The sequence below is a fragment of the Streptomyces sp. NPDC087787 genome (genome assembly GCF_044743035.1).
GTDB lineage: Bacteria > Actinomycetota > Actinomycetes > Streptomycetales > Streptomycetaceae > Streptomyces.
The window spans coordinates 182040-207725 of record NZ_JBIUVQ010000005.1; the positions used below are offsets into that span (position 1 = coordinate 182040).

Here is a 25686-nt window from a genome sequence, read left to right on the forward strand (position 1 = left end):
GCGCCCGGGCCACGTACCCTTTTCTGTTGTGCCGAACGCCAACGAAGACACTTCCCCTGCCCTGAGCCAGGTGCAGCAGCGCGCGGTGAGCGAGCTGCTGCTGGTCGCCCCTGTCGCCGACGACCTCGCGCGCCGTTTCCAGGAGGCCGGGTTCTCTCTCGCCCTGGTCGGCGGCTCGGTCCGGGACGCACTGCTCGGCCGGCTCGGCAATGACCTGGACTTCACGACCGACGCCCGCCCCGAGGACGTACTGAAGATCGTGCGGCCCTGGGCGGACGCCGTCTGGGAGGTCGGGATCGCCTTCGGCACGGTCGGGGCGCAGAAGCAGGCCCGCGTCGGGGATGTCGACCGGTGCTTCCAGATCGAGGTGACCACCTACAGGTCGGAGGCCTACGACCGCTCCTCGCGCAAGCCCGAGGTGTCGTACGGCGACTCCATCGAGGAGGACCTCGTCCGCCGTGATTTCACAGTCAACGCCATGGCCGTGGCGCTGCCGGAGAAGGCGTTCATCGACCCGCACGGCGGGATCGGCGACCTCGAGGCACGGGTGCTGCGCACTCCGGGCACACCCGAGGAGTCCTTCTCCGACGACCCGCTGCGCATGATGCGGGCCGCGCGCTTCGCCGCCCAGCTCGACTTCGAAGTCGCCCCCGAGGTTCTTGCGGCGATCAAGGAGATGGCGGGGCGTATCGAGATCGTCTCGGCCGAGCGGGTCCGGGACGAGCTGAACAAACTGATCCTGTCGGCTCACCCGCGCAAGGGTCTGTCCCTGCTCGTCGACACCGGTCTCGCCGGCCATGTGCTGCCCGAGCTGCCCGCCCTGCGTCTGGAGAGTGACGAGCACCACCGGCACAAGGATGTCTACGACCACACGCTGATCGTGCTGGAGCAGGCGATGGAGCTGGAGGAGGAGCCCGACCTGACGCTGCGCCTCGCCGCCCTTCTGCATGACATCGGCAAGCCGCGCACCCGTCGCTTCGAGAAGGACGGCCGGGTCTCCTTCCACCACCACGAAGTGGTCGGCGCGAAGATGACCAAGAAGCGCATGACCGCGCTGAAGTACTCCAACGAGCTGGTGAAGGACGTTTCGCGGCTGGTCGAACTTCATCTGCGTTTCCACGGCTACGGCACCGGCGAGTGGACGGACTCGGCTGTCCGCCGCTATGTCCGCGATGCCGGCCCGCTGCTCGACCGCCTTCACAAGCTGACCCGCTCGGACTGCACCACCCGCAACAAGCGCAAGGCGGCCACACTGTCCCGGGCGTACGACGGCCTGGAGGAGCGCATCGCCGATCTCCAGAAGCGGGAGAAGCTCGACGCGATCCGCCCGGACCTCGACGGCAACCAGATCATGGAGATCCTCGGCGTCAAGCCCGGACCGGCCGTCGGCAAGGCGTACAAGCACATGCTGGAACTGCGACTCGAGAACGGCCCGATGGAGCACGACGCGGCGGTGGCGGCCCTGAAGGAGTGGTGGGCCGAGCAGGAGCAGCAAGGCTGAGGGTGCGTGGAAAGGGCTCGTGTTTCACGTGAAACGCGAGCGCGAGAAGCGCCGAGGGGCGATGTTTCACGTGAAACATCGCCCCTTCGCCATGGGTCAAGCGGGTGTTACTTGGTCTCCGTCAGGCACAGCACCACGTCGTGTCCGCCTCCGGACTGGACGTAGGAGACGGTCCATCCCTTGACGCTTTCGCACTTCTTCTCGTCGGAAGAGCCGTCGAACTTCTCGATCACCTTGTACTCGGCCTCACCGGACGAGCAGTCGACCTCCTTGAGGTCGGCGTTGGAGTCGGTTCCCTTGTTGTGCAGGCAGGCGCCCACCGAAGTCGTCTCGGCGTCGGTCTGGTTGAACCACCAGCCGAGACCGAACTTGACGAGGAGGGCGGCGGCAATGAGGCCCATCGTGCCGAGGATGCCCAGCACCTTCTTGCCCCCGGACTTCGGCGGAACGGGCGGCGGGACCGGGGCACCCTGCTGCTGCGGGAAGGGGGCGTACGGCGCCTGCGGCGGGTACGGCTGCTGCGGGGCTCCAGGCTGACCGGCCTGCTGCCCCATGGGAGCGGTGGGCGCCTCAGCGTGCGGGTTCTGGCCCTGGGGCGGCGGCGGAGTGGTCATTCGGGGGTCCCCCTGGAACTAGTGCATGACGGCGAGAACATGCTGTCGAAATAAGACGCACGTAAGTTACAGGCCAGGACTGACACTGCTGTAACCCAATGGGACTCTGTGTCATTGATGTGACACGTGTCGGCCTGCAAAGCGTGTCAAAGCGGCCGCAATCGCCCCGTAGATCACGGCGACCATCACGACGAGCACGGACGAGCGGCCGTCCGGTGGCAGCATCAGCGCGGCGACCCCCGCGGCGCCGACGAACGCCACGTTGAACAGCACGTCGTACACGGAAAAGATCCGGCCGCGGAAACCGTCGTCCACCGCGGACTGCACCATCGTGTCCGTGGCGATCTTCGCGCCCTGGGTGGTCAGCCCCAGCACGAACGCCGCGACGAGCAGGGGACCGGTGGCGAACGGCAGGCCGAGGGCGGGTTCGAGGACCGCGGCGGAGCCTGCGCACACGGCGATCCAGCCGGACGGTCCGAGCCGGTCCGCCGCCCACGGTGTCATCACGGCCGCCGCGAAGAACCCCACGCCGGAGAGGGCCAGCGCCAGCCCGAGCAGACGCAGCCCGTCCCGTGTGTTCGAGGTCAGGCCGTGGCGGCACAGCATCAGCACCAGGACGGTCAGTGCCCCGTAGCAGAACCGCATCAGCGTCATCGAGGCCAGCGCCCAGGCGGCCTGCCGCCTGGGCGGCGCGACGAGGTGCCGTACGGCCGCCATCAACTCGCGCGCGGTGACGTTCACCGCCGCGCCCAGCCGTGGCCGCCGCGGCTCGCGGTCGGGCCCGAGCAGGTCCGGTGCCATGAGCAGCGAGGTCAGGGCCGCGCACAGATACAGGACGGCCCCCAGCAGCACCACGGCCGCGTCGGAGTCCGCTCCCACCAGCCGCACGACGAAGGCGAGGCCGCCACCCGCGAACGCGGCCAGGGAGCCGGCGGTCGGCGACAGTGAGTTGGCCATCACCAGCCGCTCGGCGTCGACCACGCGCGGCAGCGCGGCGGACAGCCCGGCGAGCACGAAGCGGTTGACGGCGGTGACGCACAGCGCGGAGACGTAGAACAGCCAGTCCGGTACGGCGGCGACCATCAGCACGGCCGTGGCGGTCGCCAGCACGGCACGCGCCAGGTTGCCGTAGAGGAAGACCTGGCGACGGCGCCAGCGGTCCAGCAGGACGCCGGCGAAGGGGCCGATCAGCGAGTACGGCAGGAGCAGCACCGCCATCGCGGAGGCGATCGCGGCGGGCGAGGTCTGCTTCTCCGGGGAGAAGACGACGTAGGTGGCGAGCGCGACCTGGTAGACGCCGTCGGCGCTCTGGGAGAGCACCCGCACGGCGAGCAGGCGCCTGAAGTTCCTCAAGCGCAGCAGGACGCGCAGGTCACGGACGACGGCCATGGGGTGACAGCCTCACATGTGGGAGGGCCCCCGGGTGCACGCGAGACGTACACGGACGGGGGCCCAACAGCCCTGGCAGGAGCGGTTTTGTGAAGCGCTCTCTAGCGCTCGACCTCGCCGCGGATGAACTTCTCCACGTTCTCGCGGGCCTCGTCGTCGAAGTACTGCACCGGCGGGGACTTCATGAAGTACGAGGACGCCGACAGGATCGGGCCGCCGACGCCCCGGTCCTTGGCGATCTTCGCGGCGCGCAGGGCATCGATGATGACACCGGCGGAGTTCGGGGAGTCCCAGACCTCGAGCTTGTACTCCAGGCTCAGCGGAACGTCGCCGAAGGCGCGGCCCTCGAGGCGGACGTACGCCCACTTGCGGTCGTCGAGCCAGGCCACGTAGTCGGACGGGCCGATGTGGACGTTCTTCTCGCCGAGGTCCCGGTCGGGGATCTGGGAGGTGACGGCCTGGGTCTTGGAGATCTTCTTGGACTCCAGCCGGTCGCGCTCCAGCATGTTCTTGAAGTCCATGTTGCCGCCGACGTTCAGCTGCATGGTGCGGTCCAGGATGACACCGCGGTCCTCGAACAGCTTCGCCATGACGCGGTGCGTGATGGTCGCGCCGACCTGCGACTTGATGTCGTCGCCGACGATCGGGACGCCCGCCTCGGTGAACTTGTCCGCCCACTCCTTGGTGCCGGCGATGAAGACCGGGAGCGCGTTGACGAAGGCGACCTTGGCGTCGATGGCGCACTGGGCGTAGAACTTCGCCGCGTCCTCGGAGCCCACGGGCAGGTAGCAGACCAGGACGTCGACCTGCTTGTCCTTGAGGATCTGGACGACGTCGACCGGGGCCTCGGCGGACTCCTCGATGGTCTGCCGGTAGTACTTGCCGAGACCGTCGAGAGTGTGGCCGCGCTGAACCGTCACGCCGGTGCTGGGCACGTCGCAGATCTTGATGGTGTTGTTCTCGGAGGCGCCGATGGCGTCCGCGAGGTCCAGGCCGACCTTCTTCGCGTCGACGTCGAAGGCGGCGACGAACTCGACGTCACGCACGTGGTAGTCGCCGAACTGCACGTGCATGAGGCCCGGGACCTTGGACGCCGGGTCGGCGTCCTTGTAGTACTCGACGCCCTGCACCAGCGACGCGGCGCAGTTGCCCACGCCGACGATGGCTACGCGAACCGAACCCATTCCGGTTGCTCCCTGTGTGTAATCGGTGAAGCCCCGACGGGACCTCACGTGGCGGTGTCGTCGGGCGTATCCGGCCGGGAAGGCTCCCCGGACCGGGGCAGGCCGCCCGTCGCTCCAGTGGTGGTGTCCAGCGACGCGGGACCCCCCGAGACGGAACCCTTGAGGTCCCGCCCGGCCCGCTCGCTCTCGATGAGCTCGTTCAGCCAGCGCACTTCGCGCTCCACGGACTCCATCCCGTGGCGCTGGAGCTCGAGTGTGTAGTCGTCGAGGCGCTCCCGCGTGCGCGCCAGGGAGGCGCGCATCTTCTCCAGACGCTCCTCCAGCCGGCTGCGGCGGCCCTCCAGTACGCGCATGCGTACGTCGCGCGACGTCTGCCCGAAGAAGGCGAAGCGAGCGGCGAAGTGCTCGTCCTCGTACGTGTCGGGTCCCGTCTGCGAGAGCAGCTCCTCGAAGTGCTCCTTACCTTCGGCCGTCAACCGGTAGACGATTTTGGCGCGCCGGCCCGCGAGCGCGGCGGAGACGGCGTCCTCAGGAGCGCTCCCCGGCTCCTCGATCAACCAGCCGTTGACGACCAGCGTCTTGAGGCAGGGATAGAGCGTCCCGTAGCTGAACGCACGGAACACGCCCAGTGACGTGTTGAGCCGTTTGCGCAGTTCGTAGCCGTGCATCGGGGATTCGCGGAGCAGGCCGAGTACGGCGAACTCGAGGATGCCGGAACGCCGGCCCATCGTCGCCTCCTCTCTGCCGCGATCCGGTGGCGGCGGGGGCCGCTCCGGGTGCCGTGACGCTGCTTATCTCGCACTGATGTATCGACTCGATACATCACGACGATAGATCGCACTCCCGCATGCGACAAGAGGGGGTGGAGTGAACGGGATCACATCACCGGTCGGTCGGAGGCAAGTTGCCTGGTTTGGGGTGAACTTCGGGCTCACCGGGTTTAGCCAGTGCGTAGTCTGTGCGCCATGCACATCGCCGGGAACCGAGTGACGCCTGGGGATCGTCCTCGCTCCCGGTGCGGTACGGGTGAATGCGTGACCGACCACATCCGTACTTCGGGGGGACCGGAAAACAGCCGCCGTCTCCAGGCGCGCGAGAAAGCGCCTGCCCGAGGAGTAATCGTTCGATGAGCGAGCACCGTCGCAAACCGCCGCAGCCGCAGGGAGGCGGACGTGCCGCGGCCCGACGTGGCCAGTCCGCCTCGTCCTCCGGCCGCCGTGCGGCACCGCGAGGCGCCACCGGATCTCCTGCCGATTCCGGTTCATATGGCGTGGAAGGCGGGGACCGCCCCTACGGCAGCCGTGCCGAGGCCCGGCGGGCGGCGCAGAGAGGCAGCGGCCGACGCGGGCGACCGGACGATCCCGGACGCGGCCGAGGACGGCCGGGGCCGCCCCCGAAGAAGCGGTTCATCGACTACCCGCGCGCGGAAGGGTACGGATGGCGCCGCTGGATACCGTCCTGGAGGCTCGTCTCCGGGTTGTGCATCGGCTTCGTCGGCAGCCTGGTGGCCGTCGCCGGCGTCGGGTACGCGATGGTGAGCGTGCCCAGTGAGGCGCACGCCGCGGCGGTGTCGCAGAACAACGTCTACTACTGGTCCAACGGTCAGCAGATGGTCGCCACCGGCAGCGGCCAGAACCGGCAGAACGTCACGATCGACAAGATTCCCAAGGCCATGGGGCTGGCGGTGATCTCGGCCGAGAACAAGAGCTTCTACAGCGACTCGGGTGTCGACCCGATGGGTATCGTCCGCGCGCTGGCCAACATGGCGACGGGCGGTGACACGCAGGGCGGTTCGACGATCACCCAGCAGTTCGTGAAGAACACCTACCTGAGCCAGGACCAGACGGTCTCCCGGAAGTTCAAGGAGATGTTCATCTCGATCAAGGTGGGCACGAAGCTCTCCAAGGACGACATCCTCCAGGGCTACCTGAACACCTCGTACTACGGCCGTGGCGCGTACGGCATCCAGGCCGCCGCCCAGACGTACTACGGCAAGAACGCCGTCGAGCTCACGCCGAGCGAATGCGCCGTCCTCGCCGCTCTGCTCAAGGGCCCGACGTACTACGACCCGGCCGGCAACGAGAACCTCGACTCCTCGGCCACCGCAGCGGCCAACCACAAGCGTTCGGAAGTGCGGTGGAGCTGGATCCTCGAGCAGATGCACAAGAGCGATCTGAAGGATCACCTCACGGACGCCCAGTACCAGGAGGCGATCAAGAAGTACCCCGAGCCTCAGGGCCGTAAGGCGATCAAGGGAATGACCGGCCAGGTCAGCTACCTCGTCGACGCGGCGAAGCGGTACGTCCTGAAGCACTCCGACATCACGGAGGCGCAGTTCGACCAGGGCGGGTACCAGATCTACACCACCTTCGAGAAGGACAAGGTCGACGCACTGGCCGCCGCCGTGAAGAAGGTGGAGAAGGCGAACATCGACCCGAAGCGCGAGCTGGACAAGCACGTCCAGTTCGGTGCGGCGTCGGTGAAACCCAATGACGGTGCGATCGTCGCTCTCTACGGTGGCGTCGGCTTCGAGAACGGCCACTTCACCAACAACGCGGACACCTCGGGCGTCCCCGTCGGTTCGACGTGGAAGCCGTTCGTGCTCGCCGCGGCGATGCAGTACGGCACCTACAAGACCGATGGCGTCGGGGTCTCACCGCTCAGCAAGTACAACGGCAACGACCACCTGAAGATCCTGAACAACGACGGGTCCTACGTCCTCAAGAAGGACAACACCCCCTTCTTCCAGAACAACGAGGGCCCTCGCCCGTGGGGCTACATCACCCTGCGCAAGGCGATGGAGCAGTCCATCAACACCCCCTTCGTGCAGCTCGGCATGGACGTGGGGATGGCGAAGGTGGCGGACGTGGCTGAGAAGTCCGGCCTTCTGAAGGACAGCTTCGCCGACCTCAACGCGTCGTTCGCCCTCGGTACGTCGACCCCCAGCGCGATCCGCATGGCCGACGCCTACGCGACGTTCGCGGCGTCGGGGCAGCAGGCCGACCCGTACTCGGTGACGGCCGTCAAGCACGACGGTTCGGAGCTGCCCGGCTTCGAGAAGCCGCGCCTCAAGCGGGCGATGCCCGAGATCGTGGCGCACAACGTCACCGACGTCCTCGAGAACGTCGTCGAGAACGGCACGGCCACGAACGCGCGCGCCCTGGGCCGCAAGGCCGCGGGCAAGACGGGCACCACCGACAAGAACAAGTCCGCGTGGTTCGTCGGCTACACGCAGCAGTTGTCGACTGCGGTGACGATGTTCCGTGAGGAGCCCAAGACCCACGGTCTGCTCTCCATGAACGGCACGGCGGGCAAGGACTCCATCCACGGTGGTGACATCCCCACACAGGTGTGGACCGAGTACATGAAGGCAGCCCTGCAGGGGAAGAACGACCCCGGCTTCCCCAAGGCCGAGAAGGTCGGCGAGATCGCGGACGGGATCGGCGCGCCCTCCCCGACTCCGACCCCGACGGTCACCGAGACCGCCGAGGAGAGCCCGACTCCCGAGCCCACGCCCAGCGAGACCGAGCCCACCCCGGACCCCACGCCGAGCCGGACCCGGTGCGGTTTCTTCGGCTGCAACGGGAATGGCAACGGCAACGGCAACGGCAACGGTGGTCAGACCGGTGACGGCGGCGTGGACGGCGGCACCGACCAGTCCTCGCCTTCGCCGAGCGAGTCGGACGGCAGCAACGTCAGCGGAGGCGGCAACCGGGGCAACGGGAACGGAGGCAACGGTCTCTTCGCGGGCCCGGCCGGCGGTTGATCCGAACGAAGCGAGCGCGCGCCACGACCTCCTGGTCGTGGCGCGTTCGTGTGATGGGGCGTTTCGGGATCGGCCGCAGCGAGGGCCGTCGAGCCCTCAGCGGTGCCGACCGGGCACGTGCCCTCGGGTCGTACGGCAGGATGTGCCCCATGCCCAGTGCTGAATCGACGCAAGCGAGCGTGCACGAGCCGGACCCGGTGCGGCCCACCAAGGAGGACGAGGTCGCGGCGGCCGGCAGTGAGCTGATCGGCGGTCCCGTCGGGCGGCGTGCCCTGCTCGGAAGGTCCTGGTGGACCCCCGTACGGGTCGTCGCGCTCGTCGCGATCGGCATGTTCGCCCTCGGCCTGGTCCAGAAGGTGCCCTGCTACCAGGGCGCCTGGTTCTTCGGTGCGAGCTCCCAGTACACGAAGGCCTGCTACTCGGACATTCCGCACCTCTACCAGGGCCGTGGTTTCGCCGAGGGCCTCGTGCCCTACTTCGACAGGCTCCCCGGCGACATGCCGTACCTGGAGTACCCCGTACTGACCGGGGTCTTCATGGAGGTGGCCTCCTGGCTGACTCCGCACAGCGGCAGCATCCAGCACCAGGAACAGTGGTACTGGATGGTCAACGCCGGGATGCTGATGGTGTGCGCGGCCGTCATCGCCGTCTGCGTGACCCGCACCCATGCCCGGCGGCCGTGGGACGGTCTGCTGGTCGCCCTCGCGCCGGCCTTCGTGCTGACCGCCACCATCAACTGGGACCTGCTGGCGGTCGCGCTGACGGCCGCCGCGATGCTGATGTGGTCCCGAGGGCGTTCGGTCGCCTTCGGCGTCCTGCTGGGCCTCGCCACGGCCGCCAAGCTCTATCCCGTCTTCCTGCTCGGCCCGCTGCTCGTGCTGTGCTGGCGGGCGGGGAAGTGGCGGGACTTCGGCAGAGCGCTGGCGGGCGCCGTCGTCGCCTGGCTCGTGGTGAATCTGCCGGTGATGGCCTTCGCCTCGGAAGGCTGGTGGCAGTTCTACAGGTTCAGCCATGACCGGGGCGTCGACTTCGGCTCCTTCTGGCTCATCTGGGCCCAGAACTCGACCAGTCCGCCGAGCACCGACTTCGTCAACACCACGGCCACCCTGCTGGTGGTGCTGTGCGCCCTCGGCATCGCGGCACTGACGCTGTACGCCCCGCGCCGTCCGCGCTTCGCCCAGCTCGCCTTCCTGATCGTGGCGGCCTTCATCCTCACCAACAAGGTCTACTCGCCGCAGTACGTCCTGTGGCTGGTCCCGCTGGCCGCGCTGGCCCGCCCCAAGTGGCGCGACTTCCTGATTTGGCAGGCCTGCGAGGTGGCGTACTTCCTCGGCATCTGGATGTACCTCGCCTACACGACCAGCGGAGACGCCCACAAGGGGCTGCCGGCCGACGGCTACCACTGGGTGATCGCCGTGCACCTGCTGGGCACGTCGTACCTGTGCGCGGTCGTCGTGCGGGACATTCTCATGCCGGAGCGGGACGTGGTGCGCCGGGCCGGCGACGACGACCCCTCGGGCGGTGTCCTCGACGGAGCCGAGGACGTCTTCGTCCTGGGCACCCGGGCCCGGCCACCGCACCCGGAGGCGGAGTTGGGCGGGGCCCAGGTGGAGTGGGGTGGTCGGGGCCCGGCCGCACCCAGGAGCGATCCGCTCTGAGCGAACAGCCTCTTCAGGGGGCGTGCGAAAGGCCGTGTCCGGCGTTGCCGGACACGGCCTTTCGCACGAGAACGGGTCCCGCGACCGCCGCTCAGTGGTCCATGAGCCGGTCGAACTGCGTCGTGGTGTGTCGCAGATGGGCCACCAACTCGTCGCCGACCTTGGGCTCCTGCGCGTCCGAGGGGACGAACAGGATCGACACCTGCATGTGCGGCGGCTCCGCGAACCAGCGCTGCTTGCCGCTCCAGACGAACGGGGAGAGGTTGCGGTTCACCGTGGCGAGACCGGCGCGGGCGACGCCCTTGGCGCGTGGCATGACGCCGTGCAGCGCCTTGGGGGCCTCCAGGCCCACCCCGTGCGACGTACCGCCCGCCACGACCACCAGGAAGCCGTCCGAGGCCGCCTTCTGCTGGCGGTAGCCGAAACGGTCGCCCTTGCCGACCTTGGTGACGTCCAGGACCGCGCCGCGGTACTCGGTGGCGTCGTGATCCCCCAGCCAGAGCCGCGTGCCGATGCGGGCACGGAAACGCGTCTGCGGGAACTGCTGCTGCAACCGGGCGAGTTCGTCCGCCTTGAGGTGGCTGACGAACAGCGTGTGCAGCGGCAGGCGGGCCGCGCGCAGCCGGTCCATCCAGCCGATGACCTCCTCCACGGCGTCCGAGCCGTCCGTGCGGTCCAGCGGCAGGTGGATGGCGAAACCCTCCAGCCGGACGTTCTCGATGGCGGCGTGCAACTGCGGCAGATCCTGCTCGCTGATGCCGTGCCGCTTCATCGAGGACATCACCTCGATGACCACACGGGCCCCGACGAGGCCGTACACCCCGTCGATCGACGACACCGAACGGACCACGCGGTCGGGCAGCGGCACCGGCTCCTCGCCGCGGCGGTACGGCGTCAGGACCAGCAGGTCACCGCTGAAGAAGTCCTTGATGCGCGCGGCCTCGTACGTCGTGCCGACGGCGAGGATGTCGGAGCCCAGCCGCGTGGCCTCCTCCGCCAGCCGCTCGTGCCCGAATCCGTAGCCGTTGCCCTTGCAGACCGGGACGAGCCCGGGGAACTGCTCCTGCACGTGCTTGTGGTGCGCCCGCCAGCGCGCGGTGTCGACGTAGAGCGTGAGCGCCATGGCCGGACCTGGAACCTCTCTCGTAAATGCGGTGTATCGGAAGTATGGAAGGTGTCGACGGGGTCGAACCGAAGAGTGTCAGGTCAGCGGCGCGACATGTAGATGTCGAGCGCCTTGTGGAGCAGCTTGTTCAGCGGGAAGTCCCACTCTCCGAGGTACTCGGCGGCCTGGCCGCCGGTGCCGACCTTGAACTGGATCAGACCGAAGAGGTGGTCGGTCTCGTCCAGCGAGTCGGAGATGCCGCGCAGGTCGTAGACCGTGGCGCCGAGCGCGTAGGCGTCACGCAGCATCCGCCACTGCATCGCGTTCGAGGGCCGGACCTCGCGGCCGATGTTGTCGGAGGCTCCGTAGGAGTACCAGACGTGCCCGCCGACGATCAGCATCGTCGCCGCCGCCAGGTTCACGCCGTTGTGCCGGGCGAAGTACAGCCGCATGCGGTTGGGGTCCTCGGTGTTGAGGGCCGTCCACATGCGCTGGAAGTACGACAGCGGGCGGGGCCGGAAGTGGTCGCGGACCGCCGTGATCTCGTACAGCCGCTGCCACTCCTCGAGGTCCTGGTAGCCGCCCTGGACGACCTCGACGCCGGCCTTCTCCGCCTTCTTGATGTTGCGGCGCCACAGCTGGTTGAAGTTCTTGTGCACCTCTTCCAGCGACCGGTTGGCGAGCGGCACCTGGAAGATGTAACGGGGCTGCACGTCGCCGAAGCCGGCGCCGCCGTCCTCACCCTGCTGCCAGCCCATACGGCGCAGCTTGTCGGCGACCTCGAAGGCGCGGGGCTCGATGAAGTCGGCCTCCAGGTCGCGCAGGCGCTTGACGTCCGAGTCCTGGATGCCCTTCTTGATGGTCTCGGCGTTCCAGCGGCGGATGATCACCGGCGGGCCCATCTTCACCGAGAAGGCGCCCTGCTGCTTCAGATGCGCCAGCATCGGCTGGATCCAGTCGTCGAGATTCGGCGCGAACCAGTTGATGACCGGCCCCTCGGGCAGGTAGGCGAGATACCGCTTGATCTTGGGCAGCTGGCGGTACAGGACGAGACCCGCGCCGACCAGTTCGCCGGTGCGTTCGTCGAACCAGCCCAGGTTCTCCGAGCGCCACTCCGCCTTGACCTCTGACCATGCCGGGACCTGCATGTGACTCGCCGCGGGCAGATTCTGGATGTAGGCCAGATGCTGCTCTCGACTGATGGTCCTCAGGGTCAGGCTCATTCGGGGCGCTCCTCGGGCTGGCGTGTCCCCATGGGTACAGGGGCTCCGGCTCTCGCGCCGAAGCCTACTGCGCCCCGGGAGCGCGCAGACTGGCCGCACACAACCTTCGGCCCGGCCCGTTCACCGCCGTGGCGCCGGTCGCGCGGTCGTACGGGCGCGTCCGCGGTCTTCGGCGGACGCCGTCCCCGAGGAGCGGCCGGGCGTGCCCGGTCTCAGCTGAACAGGCCGCCGAACAGGCCGCCGTGCGCCAGGCCGAGGTAGAAGCCGACCGCGGAGGCGCCGAGGCCGAGCACCAGCCCGAAGCGCTCGCGCGTCGTCACGGAGATCCACTGGCCGTACGCGCCGGTGAGGATCCCCACCAGACCGGCCCAGGAGCTCAGCAGGTGCAGGCTGTGGAAGAGGAGCCCGGTGATGAACGCCAGCACGCCCAGGACCAGGGTCACCACGAGCAGGGTGTCCTGGACCGGGTGGGACTTGCCGTCGGTGGCGAAGAGGCCGCCGCCCGCGGCGGTGTTCGGTCGCATCGTCTGTGCCATGGGGCACCTCCAGCGAAAAGCGGCGCATCTTAGCGCCGTGCACACCCGAGGTGTCCAGGTTGACGGGTCCGGCGCCCCGATTTCAACCGGAAGCAGGTGTGCGGGTAGTCTGTACGTTCTGCACGGTGTCTGCCCAGGCTGAGCCACGGCCAATCTGGAGAGTCCGCCAGCCGGCCCTCGTTGTCAGTGGCGGCTGATGTACTGCAAGCACTGTTGCGTACGCATCACAACCCTCCTGCCACGGAACGACCGTGGCCGTTGAGTCCAGAGGAGGTGGGTTCCACATGCGTCACTACGAGGTGATGGTCATCCTCGACCCCGATCTCGAGGAGCGTTCTGTCTCCCCGCTGATCGAGAACTTCCTTTCTGTCGTCCGTGACGGCGGCGGAAAGGTCGAGAAGGTCGACACCTGGGGCCGTCGTCGTCTCTCGTACGAGATCAAGAAGAAGCCCGAGGGCATCTACTCGGTCATCGACCTGCAGGCCGAGCCTGCGGTCGTCAAGGAGCTCGACCGCCAGATGAACCTGAACGAGTCGGTCCTCCGGACCAAGGTCCTCCGCCCCGAGATGCACTGAGCCCTTCGCTCAGCTGATCTCGGGATTCGAGTAGCAAGCAGCCAGAGCAAACCCGCCGAGAGGTTCCCCCATGGCAGGCGAGACCGTCATCACGGTCGTCGGCAATCTTGTCGACGACCCCGAGCTGCGCTTCACCCCGTCCGGTGCGGCGGTCGCGAAGTTCCGCGTCGCGTCCACTCCCCGCACCTTCGACCGTCAGACGAACGAGTGGAAGGACGGCGAGAGCCTCTTCCTGACCTGCTCGGTCTGGCGTCAGGCGGCGGAGAACGTCGCCGAGTCGCTCCAGCGAGGCATGCGCGTCATCGTGCAGGGCCGGCTGAAGCAGCGGTCCTACGAGGACCGTGAGGGCGTCAAGCGCACGGTCTACGAGCTGGACGTCGACGAGGTCGGTGCCAGCCTGCGCAACGCCACGGCCAAGGTCACCAAGACCTCGGGCCGCGGTGGCCAGGGTGGTTACGGCGGCGGTGGCGGCCAGGGCGGCGGCCAGGGTGGCGGCGGCTGGGGCGGTGGCCCCGGTGGCGGCCAGCAGGGCGGTGCTCCCTCCGACGACCCGTGGGCGACCGGTGCTCCCGCCGGTGGCAACCAGGGCGGCGGCGGTGGCTGGGGCGGCGGCTCCGGCGGCGGTGGCGGCTACTCGGACGAGCCCCCCTTCTAGGCGGGCCGTACCCCAACTTCTTGATCACACAGGAGAAACACCATGGCGAAGCCGCCTGTGCGCAAGCCTAAGAAGAAGGTCTGCGCTTTCTGCAAGGACAAGGTCACGTACGTGGACTACAAGGACACGAACATGCTGCGGAAGTTCATTTCCGACCGCGGCAAGATCCGTGCCCGTCGCGTGACCGGCAACTGCACGCAGCACCAGCGTGACGTCGCCACGGCCGTCAAGAACAGCCGTGAGATGGCGCTGCTGCCCTACACCTCCACTGCGCGCTAAGGGAAGGGTGAGCCACACATGAAGATCATCCTCACCCACGAGGTCTCCGGCCTCGGTGCCGCGGGCGACGTCGTGGACGTCAAGGACGGCTACGCTCGCAACTACCTGATCCCGCGGAAGTTCGCTATCCGCTGGACCAAGGGCGGCGAGAAGGACGTCGAGCAGATCCGTCGTGCTCGCAAGATCCACGAGATCCAGACCATCGAGCAGGCCAACCAGATCAAGGCCCAGCTCGAGGGTGTGAAGGTCCGCCTGGCCGTTCGCTCCGGCGACTCCGGCCGCCTGTTCGGTTCCGTCACCCCGGCCGACATCGCCTCGGCGATCAAGGCTGCCGGCGGTCCCGAGGTCGACAAGCGCCGCATCGAGCTGGGCGCGCCGATCAAGTCCCTGGGCGGTCACGAGACGTCCGTGCGTCTGCACCCCGAGGTTGCCGCCAAGGTCAACATCGAGGTTGTCGCCGCGTAAGGCGTTCCGCTCTGCTTGAGCACTTGGAAGGGGCCGTATCCGTCGAGGATGCGGCCCCTTCCGCGTGGCTGAGTCAACGGCCCGGGCAACGGTGTTTCATGTGAAACCTGGCAGGTCGTGGTGTTTCACGTGAAACGTTCAGCGTGCCGCTCCCGTGACGATCCAGTGGCCCGAGCGGGAACGCAGCCACAGCGTCAGCATCCGCACCGCCATCATCAACGTCATGGCAGCCCAGAGCGCGGTGAGTCCGCCGCCCAGAACGGGCACGAGCAACGCCACAGGGGTGAAGACCGCCAAGGTCACCAGCATGGCCCCGGCGAGATACGGTCCGTCTCCCGCACCCATCAGCACACCGTCCAGGACGAAGACCACGCCGCAGATCGGCTGGGAGAGCGCCACCAGAAGCAGCGCCCCGAGTGCCGTGTCTTTGACGAGGGCGTCACTGGTGAACAGCGGCAGGAAGAGCGGTCGGCTCACGAGCACCAGGAGCCCGAGGGCGAATCCGACGGCTGTCCCCCACTGCACCATGCGCCGGCAGGCCTCGCGAGCGCCCTGGGGATCGTCGGCGCCGAGGTAGCGGCCGATGATGGCCTGCCCGGCGATCGCGATGGCGTCGAGGGCGAACGCGAGCAGGCTCCACAGGGACAGGACGATCTGGTGGGCTGCGATGTCCGCGTCACCGAGGCGGGCCGCCACGGCCGTGGCGATCATCAGGATCGCCCGCAGGGAAAGCGTACGGACGAGCAGCGGGGCACCGGCCTGTGCCGATGCCCTGATTCCGGCCCGGTCGGGCCGCAGGGAGGCGTGGTGCCGACGCGCTCCGCGGACGACCACCCAGAGATAGACCGCCGCCATGCCGCACTGGGCGATGACGGTGCCCCAGGCCGAGCCCGCGATGCCGAGTCCGGCGCCGTAGACGAGCCCGACATTGAGGACGCCGTTGGCGACGAACCCGGCGATGGCCACATACAGCGGTGTCCGGGTGTCCTGAAGTCCACGAAGGACTCCGGTCGCGGCCAGGACGACGAGCATGGACGGAATGCCGAGTGAGGAGATGCGCAGATAGGTGGTCGCATACGGCGCCGCCGTGGGCGACGCACCGAAGAGGTCCACCAGGGCGGGCGCGGTGGGCAGGACGACCGCGATGACGACGGCCCCGAGCAGCAGCGCCAGCCAGATGCCGTCCATGCCTTGGCGGATGGCTGCCGGGATGTCGCCCGCGCCGACGCGGCGGGCGACCGCCGCCGTGGTGGCGTAGGCCAGGAAGACGAAGACGCTGACGGCGGTGGTCAGAAGGGCCGAGGCGATGCCGAGTCCGGCGAGCTGCGCCGTGCCGAGGTGGCCGACGATCGCGCTGTCGGCCATCACGAAGAGGGGCTCGGCGACGAGCGCGCCGAAGGCCGGTACGGCCAGCGCGACGATCTCTCGGTCGTGCCGGCGCCGGGTGGCCGGGCGGCGTGCGGGGGCCTGTGTCATGAGCACCAATGTAATCGTCCACAGGTAAGAGATGCAAAGCTCTTGCAGTCCTTACTTGAGCTTTGGTGGCGTTCGCTTGTGCGTACCGTTCGACGCGATCTTGGTCCGACTGGGAAAGTTTTTCTTCTGCACAGCCGGTGGACGGGAAAGTGGCAGGTCAGAAGGTGTCTGTGGGTGACGCCGAGGGCTTTTTCACAGGGCTGTCCACCGGCTCGTGCACAGGTTTCGCCGAGTTCTCCACAGCATCGGGGCCGTCGTCCACATGGCCTGTGGATAACCAGATTGGCTGACGCTGTTCTGGGCCCTACCGTGGTCCGGCGCCCGCTCCGTCCGCCGGCTTCCAAAGTGTCATAAACCTGACGCGCCTGAAGCGGAGTTGGGCCTCTCATTTTGTCAGTGCCGTCCCGTACAACAGAGGGGCACGGCGAGGTCCGCTCGGCGGACGGGAGGAGGCTGCTCGGTGAGCATTTCCGAGCCCCTGGACGACCCGTGGGCCGACAGCGGCCCAAGTGATCGTCTGCCCGCCTCCCGCCGCCGCCCCGGCACGGACCGCGGCCGGGACGACCAGCACGACCGCGGCCGGGAGAACGGCGCGTGGGACGACGGGGGCTCCGCCTTCGAACGTGTTCCCCCGCAGGACCTCGACGCCGAACAGTCGGTGCTCGGTGGCATGCTCCTGTCCAAGGACGCCATCGCCGACGTGGTGGAGATCCTCAAGGGCCACGACTTCTACAAGCCGGCCCACGAGACGATCTACACGGCGATCCTTGACGTCTATGCCAAGGGGGAGCCGGCCGACCCCATCACCATCGCCGCCGAGCTGACCAGGCGCGGCGAGATCAACAAGGTCGGCGGCGCCTCGTATCTGCACACGCTCGTGCAGACCGTGCCGACGGCGGCCAACGCCGCGTACTACGCCGAGATCGTCCATGAGCGGGCGATCCTGCGCCGCCTGGTCGAGGCGGGTACGCGCATCACCCAGATGGGATACGCGGCCGACGACGACGTCGACGAGATCGTCAACCGAGCCCAGGCCGAGGTCTACGCGGTCACCGAGCAGCGGACCAGCGAGGACTACCTGCCACTGGGCGACATCATGGAGGGCGCGCTCGACGAGATCGAGGCGATCGGCTCGCGCAGCGGGGAGATGACCGGTGTGCCCACCGGATTCACCGACTTCGATTCGCTGACGAACGGTCTGCACCCGGGTCAGATGATCGTCATCGCCGCGCGCCCCGCGATGGGCAAGTCGACGCTCGCGCTGGATTTCGCGCGGGCGGCGTCGATCAAGAACAACCTGCCCAGCGTCATCTTCTCGCTGGAGATGGGGCGCAACGAGATCGCGATGCGCCTGCTGTCCGCCGAGGCCCGGGTCGCCCTGCACCACATGCGTTCGGGCACGATGACCGACGAGGACTGGACGCGGCTGGCCCGCCGGATGCCCGACGTCTCGGCAGCTCCGCTCTACATCGACGATTCCCCGAACCTGTCGATGATGGAGATCCGTGCCAAGTGCCGGCGCCTGAAGCAGCGCAACGACCTCAAGCTGGTCGTGATCGACTACCTCCAGCTGATGCAGTCCGGCGGTTCCAAGCGTGCCGAGAGCCGGCAGCAGGAGGTCTCGGACATGTCCCGTAACCTCAAGCTGCTGGCCAAGGAGCTGGAGATCCCGGTCATCGCGCTCTCCCAGCTCAACCGTGGCCCCGAGCAGCGCACCGACAAGAAGCCGATGGTCTCCGACCTGCGTGAGTCCGGATCCATCGAGCAGGACGCCGACATGGTCATCCTGCTGCACCGCGAGGACGCCTACGAGAAGGAGTCACCGCGCGCCGGCGAGGCCGACCTGATCGTCGCCAAGCACCGCAACGGCCCGACCGCGACCATCACGGTCGCCTTCCAAGGCCACTACTCACGCTTCGTGGACATGGCACAGACCTGATCGGGCTCTTTGTAGGGTCTCAGATTTCGTGTCGGAATCTCACGGCTGATGTCGGATCGCCGTCGGATACGACACCAGCCGTGAGACAGCCCAGTGTCCTGTCGCACTGAGGTTGTCGGATTCTCACCGGTTCTCGTTCGTGCTGTCGGATTCTCACTGCATCGTGTGCTGGGCGGCGGTTTGCCCCGTACGTGGGGTTTGATCTTGTCCTGTCACGCTGAAACCGTCGCATTCTCTCTCGTGGGCGCTCTGAGTGGCTGTCCGCTCTGACTCCAGTGGCTGGTCAGGGGCTCCGTCGGATCAAATCCAGGTGCGTATGAGCTGGTTAGCACTCGTATACTCGTGCGAGCTCATGGAGGGGGAGGCGGAGACGGTGAAGCTTGCTGAGGCACTGGCAGAACGTGCGGAGGCGACGCGCCGTGTAGAGCAGCTGCGAGCGCGCGTCGTTAGCAGTGCGCGGTACCAGGAAGGGGAGACACCTGCCGAGGATGCAGCTCAGCTGTTGGCTGAGGCCGGTGAGGTGCTGGATGCTCTGGAAACGTTGATCCGGCGGATCAACCGGACCAATGCCACCGTGGAGATGAGTCCGGACGGCACGCTCACCGATGCCCTCGCACGCCGGGATGTCCTGCGGTTGCGTCATTCCGTGGTCACCGCAGCAGCGGACGCCGCGGCGGGTAAGGACGACCGGGGATACGGCCGGCAGCTTCGGTCCGAGCTGATGATGCTTTCTGCGCTTCCAGTCGCGGATCTTCGTGGTCAGGCGGATGCACTCGCCCGGGAGATCCGCGAGGTCGATGTGCGGATCCAGCGTACGAACTGGGAGGTCGATTTGCTGGACTGAGTAGTTCAGCAAGCTGGGACGATGTGGAGCAGGTAGCAGCTTCGGAGGCGTGCACACACCGAGGGCCGGCGGTTTTCCAGCCCACTCCTGGCGCGTGAAGAGCAACGCGGGGGTTCGACTCCCCACCAAACAGTGCAGCTCAGCACCGCGTACAGGTAACGGCGTACATCGCACAGCACATCACCACGTGCAGATCCGAGGCGGCGAGGGCGGGCTCGGGGCTTTCCACATCGCAGCGTCATGGAGAACGGCGATCTCCGGCGGACTGTTGGCGATTTTGGCGGCGCTCCTGCATCGTTCGCGAACGAGACTTCGGCGAAAGCCAGGTCGTTTGAGAACTCTGACCACCGGCGGTCTCAAACGACCTGGCAACTGCGCAGGTCAGCAGCCCACCACACGCCAGACTCAGTGCGACAGGACACCCAGGTCACAGGCTCGGCGGTTCGCACGGATCGCTGCGAACCGCCGAGCAGACGACACGGACTTGAGACTTCAGCGGTCCGACACGTCGTGAGACTGCGGGGGAAGCCGCAGGCCACGAGGACGGTGTCCGACACGAGCGGCGAGACCCTAAACTCTTGGCCTGCAGGGTCTCAGATTTCGTGGCCGAATCTCACGAGCGATGGCCAAGCGAGGGCATATCCGACACGAATCTGAGACTGGCAGGTCAAGCCGCCGTGAGACAGCGGGAAGCTGCTCAGCGCCTTGTCTCGTACCTGGTCAGGACCACGCCGCCGGGAAGCGTCCGCGTCTCCACCAGCTTCAGGTTCACCCAGCTGTCCAGCGCGGTGAAGAACGGCGTGCCGCCGCCCACCAGGACCGGATGGGCGGCGATCACGTACTCGTCGATCAGCCCGGCGCGCATGGCCGCCCCGGCGAGCGTTGCGCCGCCGATGTTCATTGGGCCGCCGTCCTTGGCCTTGAGCCGGGTGATCTCGGCGATCGCGTCGCCGGTGACCAGGCGGGTGTTCCAGTCGACCTTGTCGATCGTCGAGGAGAACACCACCTTCGGCGTGTCCCGCCAGTTCCGCGCGAACTCGATCTCCGCCGGGGTGGCGTTGGGCTGCTGGTCGCCGGTCGGCCAGTAGGAGCTCATCGTCTCCCACAGCTTGCGCCCGTACAGCGACAGGCCACTCGCCTGCTCGTGGTCGAGCCACCACTGGAACAGCTCGTGGCTCGGGGGTCCGCTCCAGCCGATGTCGTCGCCGGCCGCCGAGATGTAGCCGTCCAAAGTCAGGTTCATGCCGTAGATCAGTTTCCGCATGGCTCAGCCTTCCGTCCGTGGATGTCCGGCGTATAGACCAGCGCGGCTCGGGAAACTCATCGGTGCGCGATCTGGGCTCGCCGGTAGTCCTCGTGCTCGGGGCTCAGCGCGGCTCTTCGCGGCCGTGCGGAAAAATGTGCTCGACGTGTGCCCGGCCCTCCGGGTGGACTGTGGGCATGACGACATTTCAGGATGACCTGCTTCCCGGCACTCGCCGGGCGTTGCTGCACCGGATCGCCGTGGCCCAGGCCGAGGGGCGGGCGCCGTCGCTCGTCGCCGCGGTCGTCCGGGAGGGGCGGACGGTCTGGCAGGGTGCGCGGACGTCGGTGGACGGACACGCACCGGATCAGAACACGCAGTACCGCATCGGCTCGATCACCAAGACCTTCACCGCCGTGCTTGTTCTGCGGCTGCGCGACGAGGGCCTGCTCGACCTCGGGGATCCGCTGGAGAAGCATCTGCCGGGCACCGGCGTGGGGGAGACGACCGTAGCCCAACTGCTGGCGCACACGAGCGGGTTGGCCGCCGAGTCGCCGGCGCCCTGGTGGGAGAGGTCGCCGGGGGCCCTGCGGCCCGAGCTGGCCGATGTGCTGGGCGAGGAGCCGCTGCGCCATCCGGCCGGCCGGAAGTTCCACTACTCGAATCCCGGCTACACCCTGCTGGGCGCGCTCGTCGAGGAGCTGCGGGGCGCTCCCTGGGAGGACGTCCTTCGGCGGGAAGTGCTCGAACCCCTGGGCCTGCACCGCACGGGCGCCCGTCCCGAGGCGCCGCACGCGGGGGGCTGGGCGGTGCACCCCTGGGCCGATGTGCTGCTGCCCGAACCGGCCGAGGACCTCGGGCGGATGGCTTCGGCCGGGCAACTGTGGTCCACGACAGGGGATCTGGCGCGCTTCGCCGTCTTCCTGGTCCAGGGAGACGACCGGGTGCTGAGCGCCGAGTCGCTACGGGAGATGAGGACTCCGGCGGCTCCCCCCGAGGCGGCGGATGTGGCATCCGGGTACGCGTACGGCCTGGGGCTCGAGGTGCGGCGGTGGGGCGAGCGGCTTCTGGTCGGACACGGCGGGTCGCTCCCGGGCTTTCTGGCCTCGCTCACCATCGGAGTGGAGGACGACGTGGCCGCGGTGGTGCTGGCGAACTGCACGTCCGGGCCGGCGCTTGCCGCGGTGGCGGCCGACCTCGTGGGGATCGTCGCCGACGCCGAGCCGCGGATCCCGGAGCCCTGGCGGCCGCTGCGGAAGGCCGAGCCGTCGGTGCTGGAACTGGCGGGACAGTGGTACTGGGGGACGTACGGGTTCGGCCTGCGGCTGACGGCCGACGGGCTCGCCTCGCTGGAGCCACTGTCCGGCAACGGCCGGCGTTCGCGGTTCCGGGCGAACGGTGACGGCACCTGGACGGGGCTGGAGGGCTACTACGCAGGCGAGGTGCTGCGGGTGGTGCGGCGGCCGGACGGGTCCGTGGACCATCTGGACCTCGGGTCGTTCGTGTTCACGCGTCAGCCGTACGACGTAGAGGCTTCCGTGCCCGGCGGCGTCGACCCGGAGGGATGGCGAGGCATCGGATAAGCCCGGAAGTCCTGCGCGATCCGAGGGGCGGGCGTTTCACGTGAAACGCCCGCCCCTCGGCGTGTTTGTGTTCACGTGCTCACAGATGGAGCTTGAAACCCATGTGCGAGGCTTCGAAGCCCAGGCGCTCGTAGAAGCGGTGGGCGTCGGTGCGCGTCCTGTCCGACGTGAGCTGGACCAACTGGCAGCCCTCACGCCGTGAGGTGTCGATGGCCCACTCGATGAGTCGCGTGCCCAGCCCGCTGCCGCGCTCGTCCGCGTGGATGCGGACGGCTTCGATGATCGCCCGGGTGGAGCCGCGCCGGGACAGGCCCGGAATGATCGTGAGCTGGAGTGTGCCGACGACGCGGTCCTCGCGCTCGGCGACCACCAGGTGCTGGTGGGGATCGGCGCTGAGCCGCTCCAGCGCGACCAGGTAGGGCGCGAGGTCGTCCGGGGACTCGCGCCGCGCCCCCAGCGGGTCGTCCGCGAGCATGGCCACGATGGCGGGGATGTCGGCGGCGACGGCGGCTCGTATGGCGAGATCTTCCATGGCCCGCACCCTATGCGGCGATCCGGCTCGCGCCGGGACTATGCCGGGGCAGTCGCGTGCAAGGACTCGACGGCCCGGACCAGTGGTGCCAGCTCCGGGTTCTTCGCGGCTTCGTCGAGTGCCTCGCGCAGGGCCCCGTCGTTGGTCGGCCGGGCCTCCGCCAGGAGCTTGAGGCCGGCTTCGGTGACGTTGGTGTAGATGCCGCGGCGGTCGGTGGGGCACAGGTAGCGCTCCAGGAGACCGCGGTCCTCGAGCCGGGTGACCAGTCGGGTGGTGGCACTCTGGCTGAGGACGACCGCGTTCGCGACCTGTTTCATCTGCAGATGGCCGCCCTCACCGTCGTGCTGCCGGCTGAGCACGTCGAGCAGGGAGTATTCGCGCACGCTCAGATCGTGCCCGGCCTGAAGGGCTCGCTCGATGCGCGTCTCGATCCCGCCGTGCAGCAGGGCGAGCGCGGACCAGCCCTGGGCCAGGGCGGTGAGCGCGGGGTCCGTCGCTGTCATGGGCGTCTCCTCCGTCCCGAAGCGGCTGAGTCCAGGATAGAGCAGCGCAGCAATAGACGGCCTTCAAAAATATAGCGCGCATGCAACTACTGAGTGGCTTCGTCTCTCAGCCCGCCGCGACGGTGAGCGGAGCGAAGCGGCGGGTCCAGTCCCCGGGCGGCTCCGTGACGCCGTACATCATGACGTCGTTGCCGGCCACCGGGGCCAGCCCGCGTTCCGTCACCCAGGCCAGCAGCTCCTCGTGACGCACGTCGATGTCGGTGCGCAGCCGGCGGTCGGTTCCGGCGGCGAGGGAGGCGATCAGAGCCTTGGCCGTCTCCGTGTCCCGGGCGATCAGGGGGCCCACCACATGGGTGTCCATGTTGGGCCAGGCCGCCGCGTACCCGATGATCCGGCCGCGCTCCTCGGCGACGCGCAACTGGTCGGCGAACGCGGGCAGTCGCGTGACGGCCGGGGTCCGGTCGACGCCGAACACCTCCTCGTCGAGCCGGAGGATGCCCGCGAGGTCCGCCGCGGTGGCCGCGCGTGTGGCGATACGGGATCGCGGCTCATCCGGCCCGCCCGGCGTGAAGTGCCCGACCACCATCTCCGCCCTGCCCGTGACCTTGAAGCCCAGCTCCTCGTAGAGCGGGCGGCCGAACGGTGTCGCATGGAGAGTCAGGGGGGTGCTGCCCATCGTCGAGACGACATGGCGCATCAGCCGCCGTCCGATTCCCTGGCGGGCATGTCGTTCGGCGACCAGGACCATGCCGATGGCGCCGAGATCCGGACGGCCCTGCGGTCCGTACTCGCTCACGACACACGTGGCGACGAGTCCTCCGTCCGGGTCGTCGATGCCGTAGCCCGTCCCGGCCGTCAGGAGGAAGCTCCACTTGTGCTCCTCCCGCGGCCATCCCCGGTTCTCGGACAAGTCGGCGCAGGCGGTGAGATCGCGAAGCGTCAGGCGGCGGATGGGGAAACGCGCGGAAGAAGGAGTCGACACGCAGGTCAGGCTGTCCGAAGGACCCCCTCGGCGTCCACCTGTTTGGGACCACACGTACGTGCTTTTGGCCATGCCGGACCGACCGGTCCTCAGCCCAGGTCGGGAGCGTGCATGGCCCGCACGCCCTCGATATTCCCGTCCAGGTAGTGGCGCAGGGACAGTGGGACGAGGTGGACGGAGGCGATGCCGACCCGTGTGAACGGCACACGCACGATCTCGTACTCCCCGGTGGGCTGGTCCACCTCGGGGCCATGCCGCTGGGAAAGGTTCATGGACTCCAGCCGGCAGACGAAGAAGTGCTGCACCTTCACACCGGTCGCGCCGCCGTCCTCGCCGATGTGCTCCACGGTGTCCACGAAGCAGGGCACGACGTCGATGATCTTGGCGCCGAGTTCCTCGTGCACCTCGCGGTGCAGGGCGTCGACGACAGTCGCGTCCTCGGGCTCGACCCCGCCGCCGGGAGTGACCCAGTAGGGATCGACACCGGGCTTGGTGCGCTTGATCAGGATCAGGTCGTCACCGTCGAGGAGAACGGCGCGGGCGGTGCGCTTGACCACGGGTCGGACGGTCATGGGAGAAATGTGGCCCGGCTGGTTCCACGTGAAACATCGCACGCCGCTTCGGTCTCACGCCGCGCTGTTCTCCCTCGCCCAGTAGCCGCACTTTTCCTCTTCACTCAGTACCGGTTCACTCAGTACCAGGTGGTGGCCGCCCGCAGCAGCCACTCGTGGGCCCGCGCGATGTGCGGCATCGCCAGCGTGCCGGCGCGGACCGCGAGGAAGTAGGTGCGCAGCGGCGGTACCGCCGGCTCGTGCAGGGGCACGATCTCGCCCCGCCCGAGGGCGGCCGCGCACAGATACCGGGGCAGCACCGCGAGTCCCGCGCCGGCGACCACGCAGGCGAGGACCGCGCGCAGATCGGGGACGATCACTGTGCCGGCCGCCGCGGGCCGGGCGTCGAAGACCGAGCCCCAGTAGCGGGAGGTGAAGGGGAGCGACTCGTGGACCTCGATCACGGGGACGGTCTCCAGGGCGGGCGCGACCGTGCGGCGCGGTGTCGCCGGGGCGATCCGCTCGGCCCAGCGCGGAGCGGCGACCAGGACGTGTTCCTCGTCGCACAGCGGAGCCGCTGTGAGCAGTCCGCCTCGGGGCCGGGCCGTGCTGATGGCCAGATCGTGATGTCCGGCGGACAGTCCGTCGAGGATCTCCTCGGCGGTCCCGAAGGAGGTACGCAGCGCGAAGCCCTGTCCGTCGTCGCCGGTCAGTCCGGTCAGTGCGGGCAGGGCCCGTTCCGCGACGAACTCCGGCGGCCCGGCCAGGTGCAGCGTGCGCAGGGAGGACTCTTCGTCGAGGTCGGACTCGGTGATCTCCACAAGCGCGTCCAGGTGTGGCGCGGCCTTGTGCGCGAGCTCGTCACCGATGGTCGTGGGCGTCACACCACGGGCCCTGCGCAGGAACAGGGGGCGTCCCAACTGCCTTTCCAGCGTGCGGATCTGTGAGGTGACGGCCGGCTGGGAGAGACCGAGGAGCGCCGCGGCGCGGGTGAAGGAGCCCGCGCGGTGCACGGTCACGAACGTGCGCAGCAACGCCAGATCCATGGCACGCCCACCCCTCTTGGTGCCCCTTCGTACGGCC

24 protein-coding genes are annotated in these 25686 nt (G+C 68.3%); 10 read left to right on the forward strand and 14 right to left on the reverse strand.

The annotated features are described in order from the left end of the window. Positions 1-28 precede the first annotated feature (28 nt). Positions 29-1501: a CCA tRNA nucleotidyltransferase gene (locus ACIOWN_RS10515; protein WP_362350971.1), complete on the forward strand. Its 1473-nt coding sequence runs from the start codon at positions 29-31 to the stop codon at positions 1499-1501. A 107-nt stretch (positions 1502-1608) separates the two neighbouring features. On the opposite strand, the gene ACIOWN_RS10520 is transcribed toward ACIOWN_RS10515, so the two are convergent. The 4 genes from ACIOWN_RS10520 to ACIOWN_RS10535 form a co-directional block, all read right to left on the reverse strand. Next, positions 1609-2115 (reverse strand): hypothetical protein, encoded by a 507-nt coding sequence (locus tag ACIOWN_RS10520; protein ID WP_362350974.1) that lies wholly within the window; start codon positions 2113-2115, stop codon positions 1609-1611. 111 nt (positions 2116-2226) lie between these two features. Then, complete coding sequence (locus ACIOWN_RS10525) at positions 2227-3504, reverse strand: MFS transporter (RefSeq protein WP_401981501.1); 1278 nt, start codon at positions 3502-3504, stop codon at positions 2227-2229. Between the two features lie 101 nt (positions 3505-3605). Next, complete coding sequence (locus tag ACIOWN_RS10530; RefSeq protein ID WP_362350980.1) at positions 3606-4688, reverse strand: inositol-3-phosphate synthase; 1083 nt, start codon at positions 4686-4688, stop codon at positions 3606-3608. A gap of 44 nt (positions 4689-4732) precedes the next feature. Further along, positions 4733-5416 (reverse strand): helix-turn-helix transcriptional regulator, encoded by a 684-nt coding sequence (locus ACIOWN_RS10535; RefSeq protein WP_362350983.1) that lies wholly within the window; start codon positions 5414-5416, stop codon positions 4733-4735. Positions 5417-5814: 398 nt separating this feature from the next. Between ACIOWN_RS10535 and ACIOWN_RS10540 the strand changes: the two genes are divergently transcribed. Both ACIOWN_RS10540 and ACIOWN_RS10545 read left to right on the forward strand, forming a co-directional pair. Beyond that, entirely contained in the window at positions 5815-8454 is a 2640-nt protein-coding gene (locus tag ACIOWN_RS10540; RefSeq protein ID WP_362350985.1) for a transglycosylase domain-containing protein, read from the forward strand. 149 nt (positions 8455-8603) lie between these two features. Continuing rightward, positions 8604-10112: a glycosyltransferase 87 family protein gene (locus tag ACIOWN_RS10545; RefSeq protein WP_362356768.1), complete on the forward strand. Its 1509-nt coding sequence runs from the start codon at positions 8604-8606 to the stop codon at positions 10110-10112. A 91-nt stretch (positions 10113-10203) separates the two neighbouring features. On the opposite strand, the gene ACIOWN_RS10550 is transcribed toward ACIOWN_RS10545, so the two are convergent. From ACIOWN_RS10550 to ACIOWN_RS10560, 3 genes are all read right to left on the reverse strand, one after another. Further along, positions 10204-11235, reverse strand: a complete 1032-nt coding sequence (locus ACIOWN_RS10550) for an alanine racemase (protein WP_362356770.1) — start codon at positions 11233-11235, stop codon at positions 10204-10206. An 83-nt stretch (positions 11236-11318) separates the two neighbouring features. Continuing rightward, positions 11319-12440 carry a peptidoglycan bridge formation glycyltransferase FemX gene (femX, locus tag ACIOWN_RS10555; protein ID WP_100570509.1) on the reverse strand — a complete coding sequence of 374 codons (1122 nt, stop codon included), beginning with the start codon at positions 12438-12440 and terminating at the stop codon, positions 11319-11321. 212 nt (positions 12441-12652) lie between these two features. Then, positions 12653-12976: a hypothetical protein gene (locus tag ACIOWN_RS10560; RefSeq protein ID WP_358738313.1), complete on the reverse strand. Its 324-nt coding sequence runs from the start codon at positions 12974-12976 to the stop codon at positions 12653-12655. 284 nt (positions 12977-13260) lie between these two features. On the opposite strand from ACIOWN_RS10560, the gene rpsF reads away from it, so the two are divergent. The 4 genes from rpsF (at position 13261) to rplI (ending at position 14950) form a co-directional block, all read left to right on the forward strand. Beyond that, entirely contained in the window at positions 13261-13551 is a 291-nt protein-coding gene (rpsF, locus tag ACIOWN_RS10565; RefSeq protein ID WP_003975025.1) for a 30S ribosomal protein S6, read from the forward strand. A 70-nt stretch (positions 13552-13621) separates the two neighbouring features. Continuing rightward, entirely contained in the window at positions 13622-14206 is a 585-nt protein-coding gene (locus ACIOWN_RS10570; RefSeq protein WP_401981507.1) for a single-stranded DNA-binding protein, read from the forward strand. A 42-nt stretch (positions 14207-14248) separates the two neighbouring features. Further along, positions 14249-14485: a 30S ribosomal protein S18 gene (gene rpsR, locus ACIOWN_RS10575; protein WP_003949403.1), complete on the forward strand. Its 237-nt coding sequence runs from the start codon at positions 14249-14251 to the stop codon at positions 14483-14485. Positions 14486-14503: 18 nt separating this feature from the next. After that, positions 14504-14950 carry a 50S ribosomal protein L9 gene (rplI, locus tag ACIOWN_RS10580; RefSeq protein ID WP_362356774.1) on the forward strand — a complete coding sequence of 149 codons (447 nt, stop codon included), beginning with the start codon at positions 14504-14506 and terminating at the stop codon, positions 14948-14950. Positions 14951-15088: 138 nt separating this feature from the next. Here the strand turns inward: rplI and ACIOWN_RS10585 are convergent, their stop codons facing one another. Then, positions 15089-16426, reverse strand: a complete 1338-nt coding sequence (locus tag ACIOWN_RS10585; RefSeq protein WP_401981510.1) for an MATE family efflux transporter — start codon at positions 16424-16426, stop codon at positions 15089-15091. 460 nt (positions 16427-16886) lie between these two features. Between ACIOWN_RS10585 and dnaB the strand changes: the two genes are divergently transcribed. Then, positions 16887-18365 carry a replicative DNA helicase gene (dnaB, locus tag ACIOWN_RS10590; RefSeq protein ID WP_362356778.1) on the forward strand — a complete coding sequence of 493 codons (1479 nt, stop codon included), beginning with the start codon at positions 16887-16889 and terminating at the stop codon, positions 18363-18365. A gap of 373 nt (positions 18366-18738) precedes the next feature. Then, positions 18739-19209 (forward strand): DIP1984 family protein, encoded by a 471-nt coding sequence (locus tag ACIOWN_RS10595; RefSeq protein WP_362356780.1) that lies wholly within the window; start codon positions 18739-18741, stop codon positions 19207-19209. A gap of 697 nt (positions 19210-19906) precedes the next feature. On the opposite strand, the gene ACIOWN_RS10600 is transcribed toward ACIOWN_RS10595, so the two are convergent. After that, positions 19907-20473 (reverse strand): dihydrofolate reductase family protein, encoded by a 567-nt coding sequence (locus tag ACIOWN_RS10600; RefSeq protein WP_401981514.1) that lies wholly within the window; start codon positions 20471-20473, stop codon positions 19907-19909. Between the two features lie 176 nt (positions 20474-20649). Between ACIOWN_RS10600 and ACIOWN_RS10605 the strand changes: the two genes are divergently transcribed. After that, entirely contained in the window at positions 20650-22035 is a 1386-nt protein-coding gene (locus ACIOWN_RS10605) for a serine hydrolase domain-containing protein (RefSeq protein ID WP_362356784.1), read from the forward strand. 79 nt (positions 22036-22114) lie between these two features. On the opposite strand, the gene ACIOWN_RS10610 is transcribed toward ACIOWN_RS10605, so the two are convergent. The 5 genes from ACIOWN_RS10610 to ACIOWN_RS10630 form a co-directional block, all read right to left on the reverse strand. Further along, positions 22115-22567 carry a GNAT family N-acetyltransferase gene (locus tag ACIOWN_RS10610; protein WP_401981517.1) on the reverse strand — a complete coding sequence of 151 codons (453 nt, stop codon included), beginning with the start codon at positions 22565-22567 and terminating at the stop codon, positions 22115-22117. A 38-nt stretch (positions 22568-22605) separates the two neighbouring features. After that, positions 22606-23070, reverse strand: a complete 465-nt coding sequence (locus ACIOWN_RS10615; RefSeq protein WP_362356788.1) for a MarR family transcriptional regulator — start codon at positions 23068-23070, stop codon at positions 22606-22608. A gap of 106 nt (positions 23071-23176) precedes the next feature. Further along, positions 23177-24052, reverse strand: a complete 876-nt coding sequence (locus tag ACIOWN_RS10620; RefSeq protein ID WP_362356790.1) for a GNAT family N-acetyltransferase — start codon at positions 24050-24052, stop codon at positions 23177-23179. A gap of 89 nt (positions 24053-24141) precedes the next feature. Further along, positions 24142-24624, reverse strand: coding sequence for an NUDIX hydrolase (locus ACIOWN_RS10625; RefSeq protein ID WP_362356792.1), 483 nt, complete (start codon positions 24622-24624; stop codon positions 24142-24144). A 119-nt stretch (positions 24625-24743) separates the two neighbouring features. After that, the gene (locus ACIOWN_RS10630; RefSeq protein WP_362356794.1) at positions 24744-25649 is read right to left on the reverse strand and encodes a LysR family transcriptional regulator; all 906 of its coding nucleotides are present in this window, start codon (positions 25647-25649) and stop codon (positions 24744-24746) included. Positions 25650-25686: the final 37 nt, after the last annotated feature.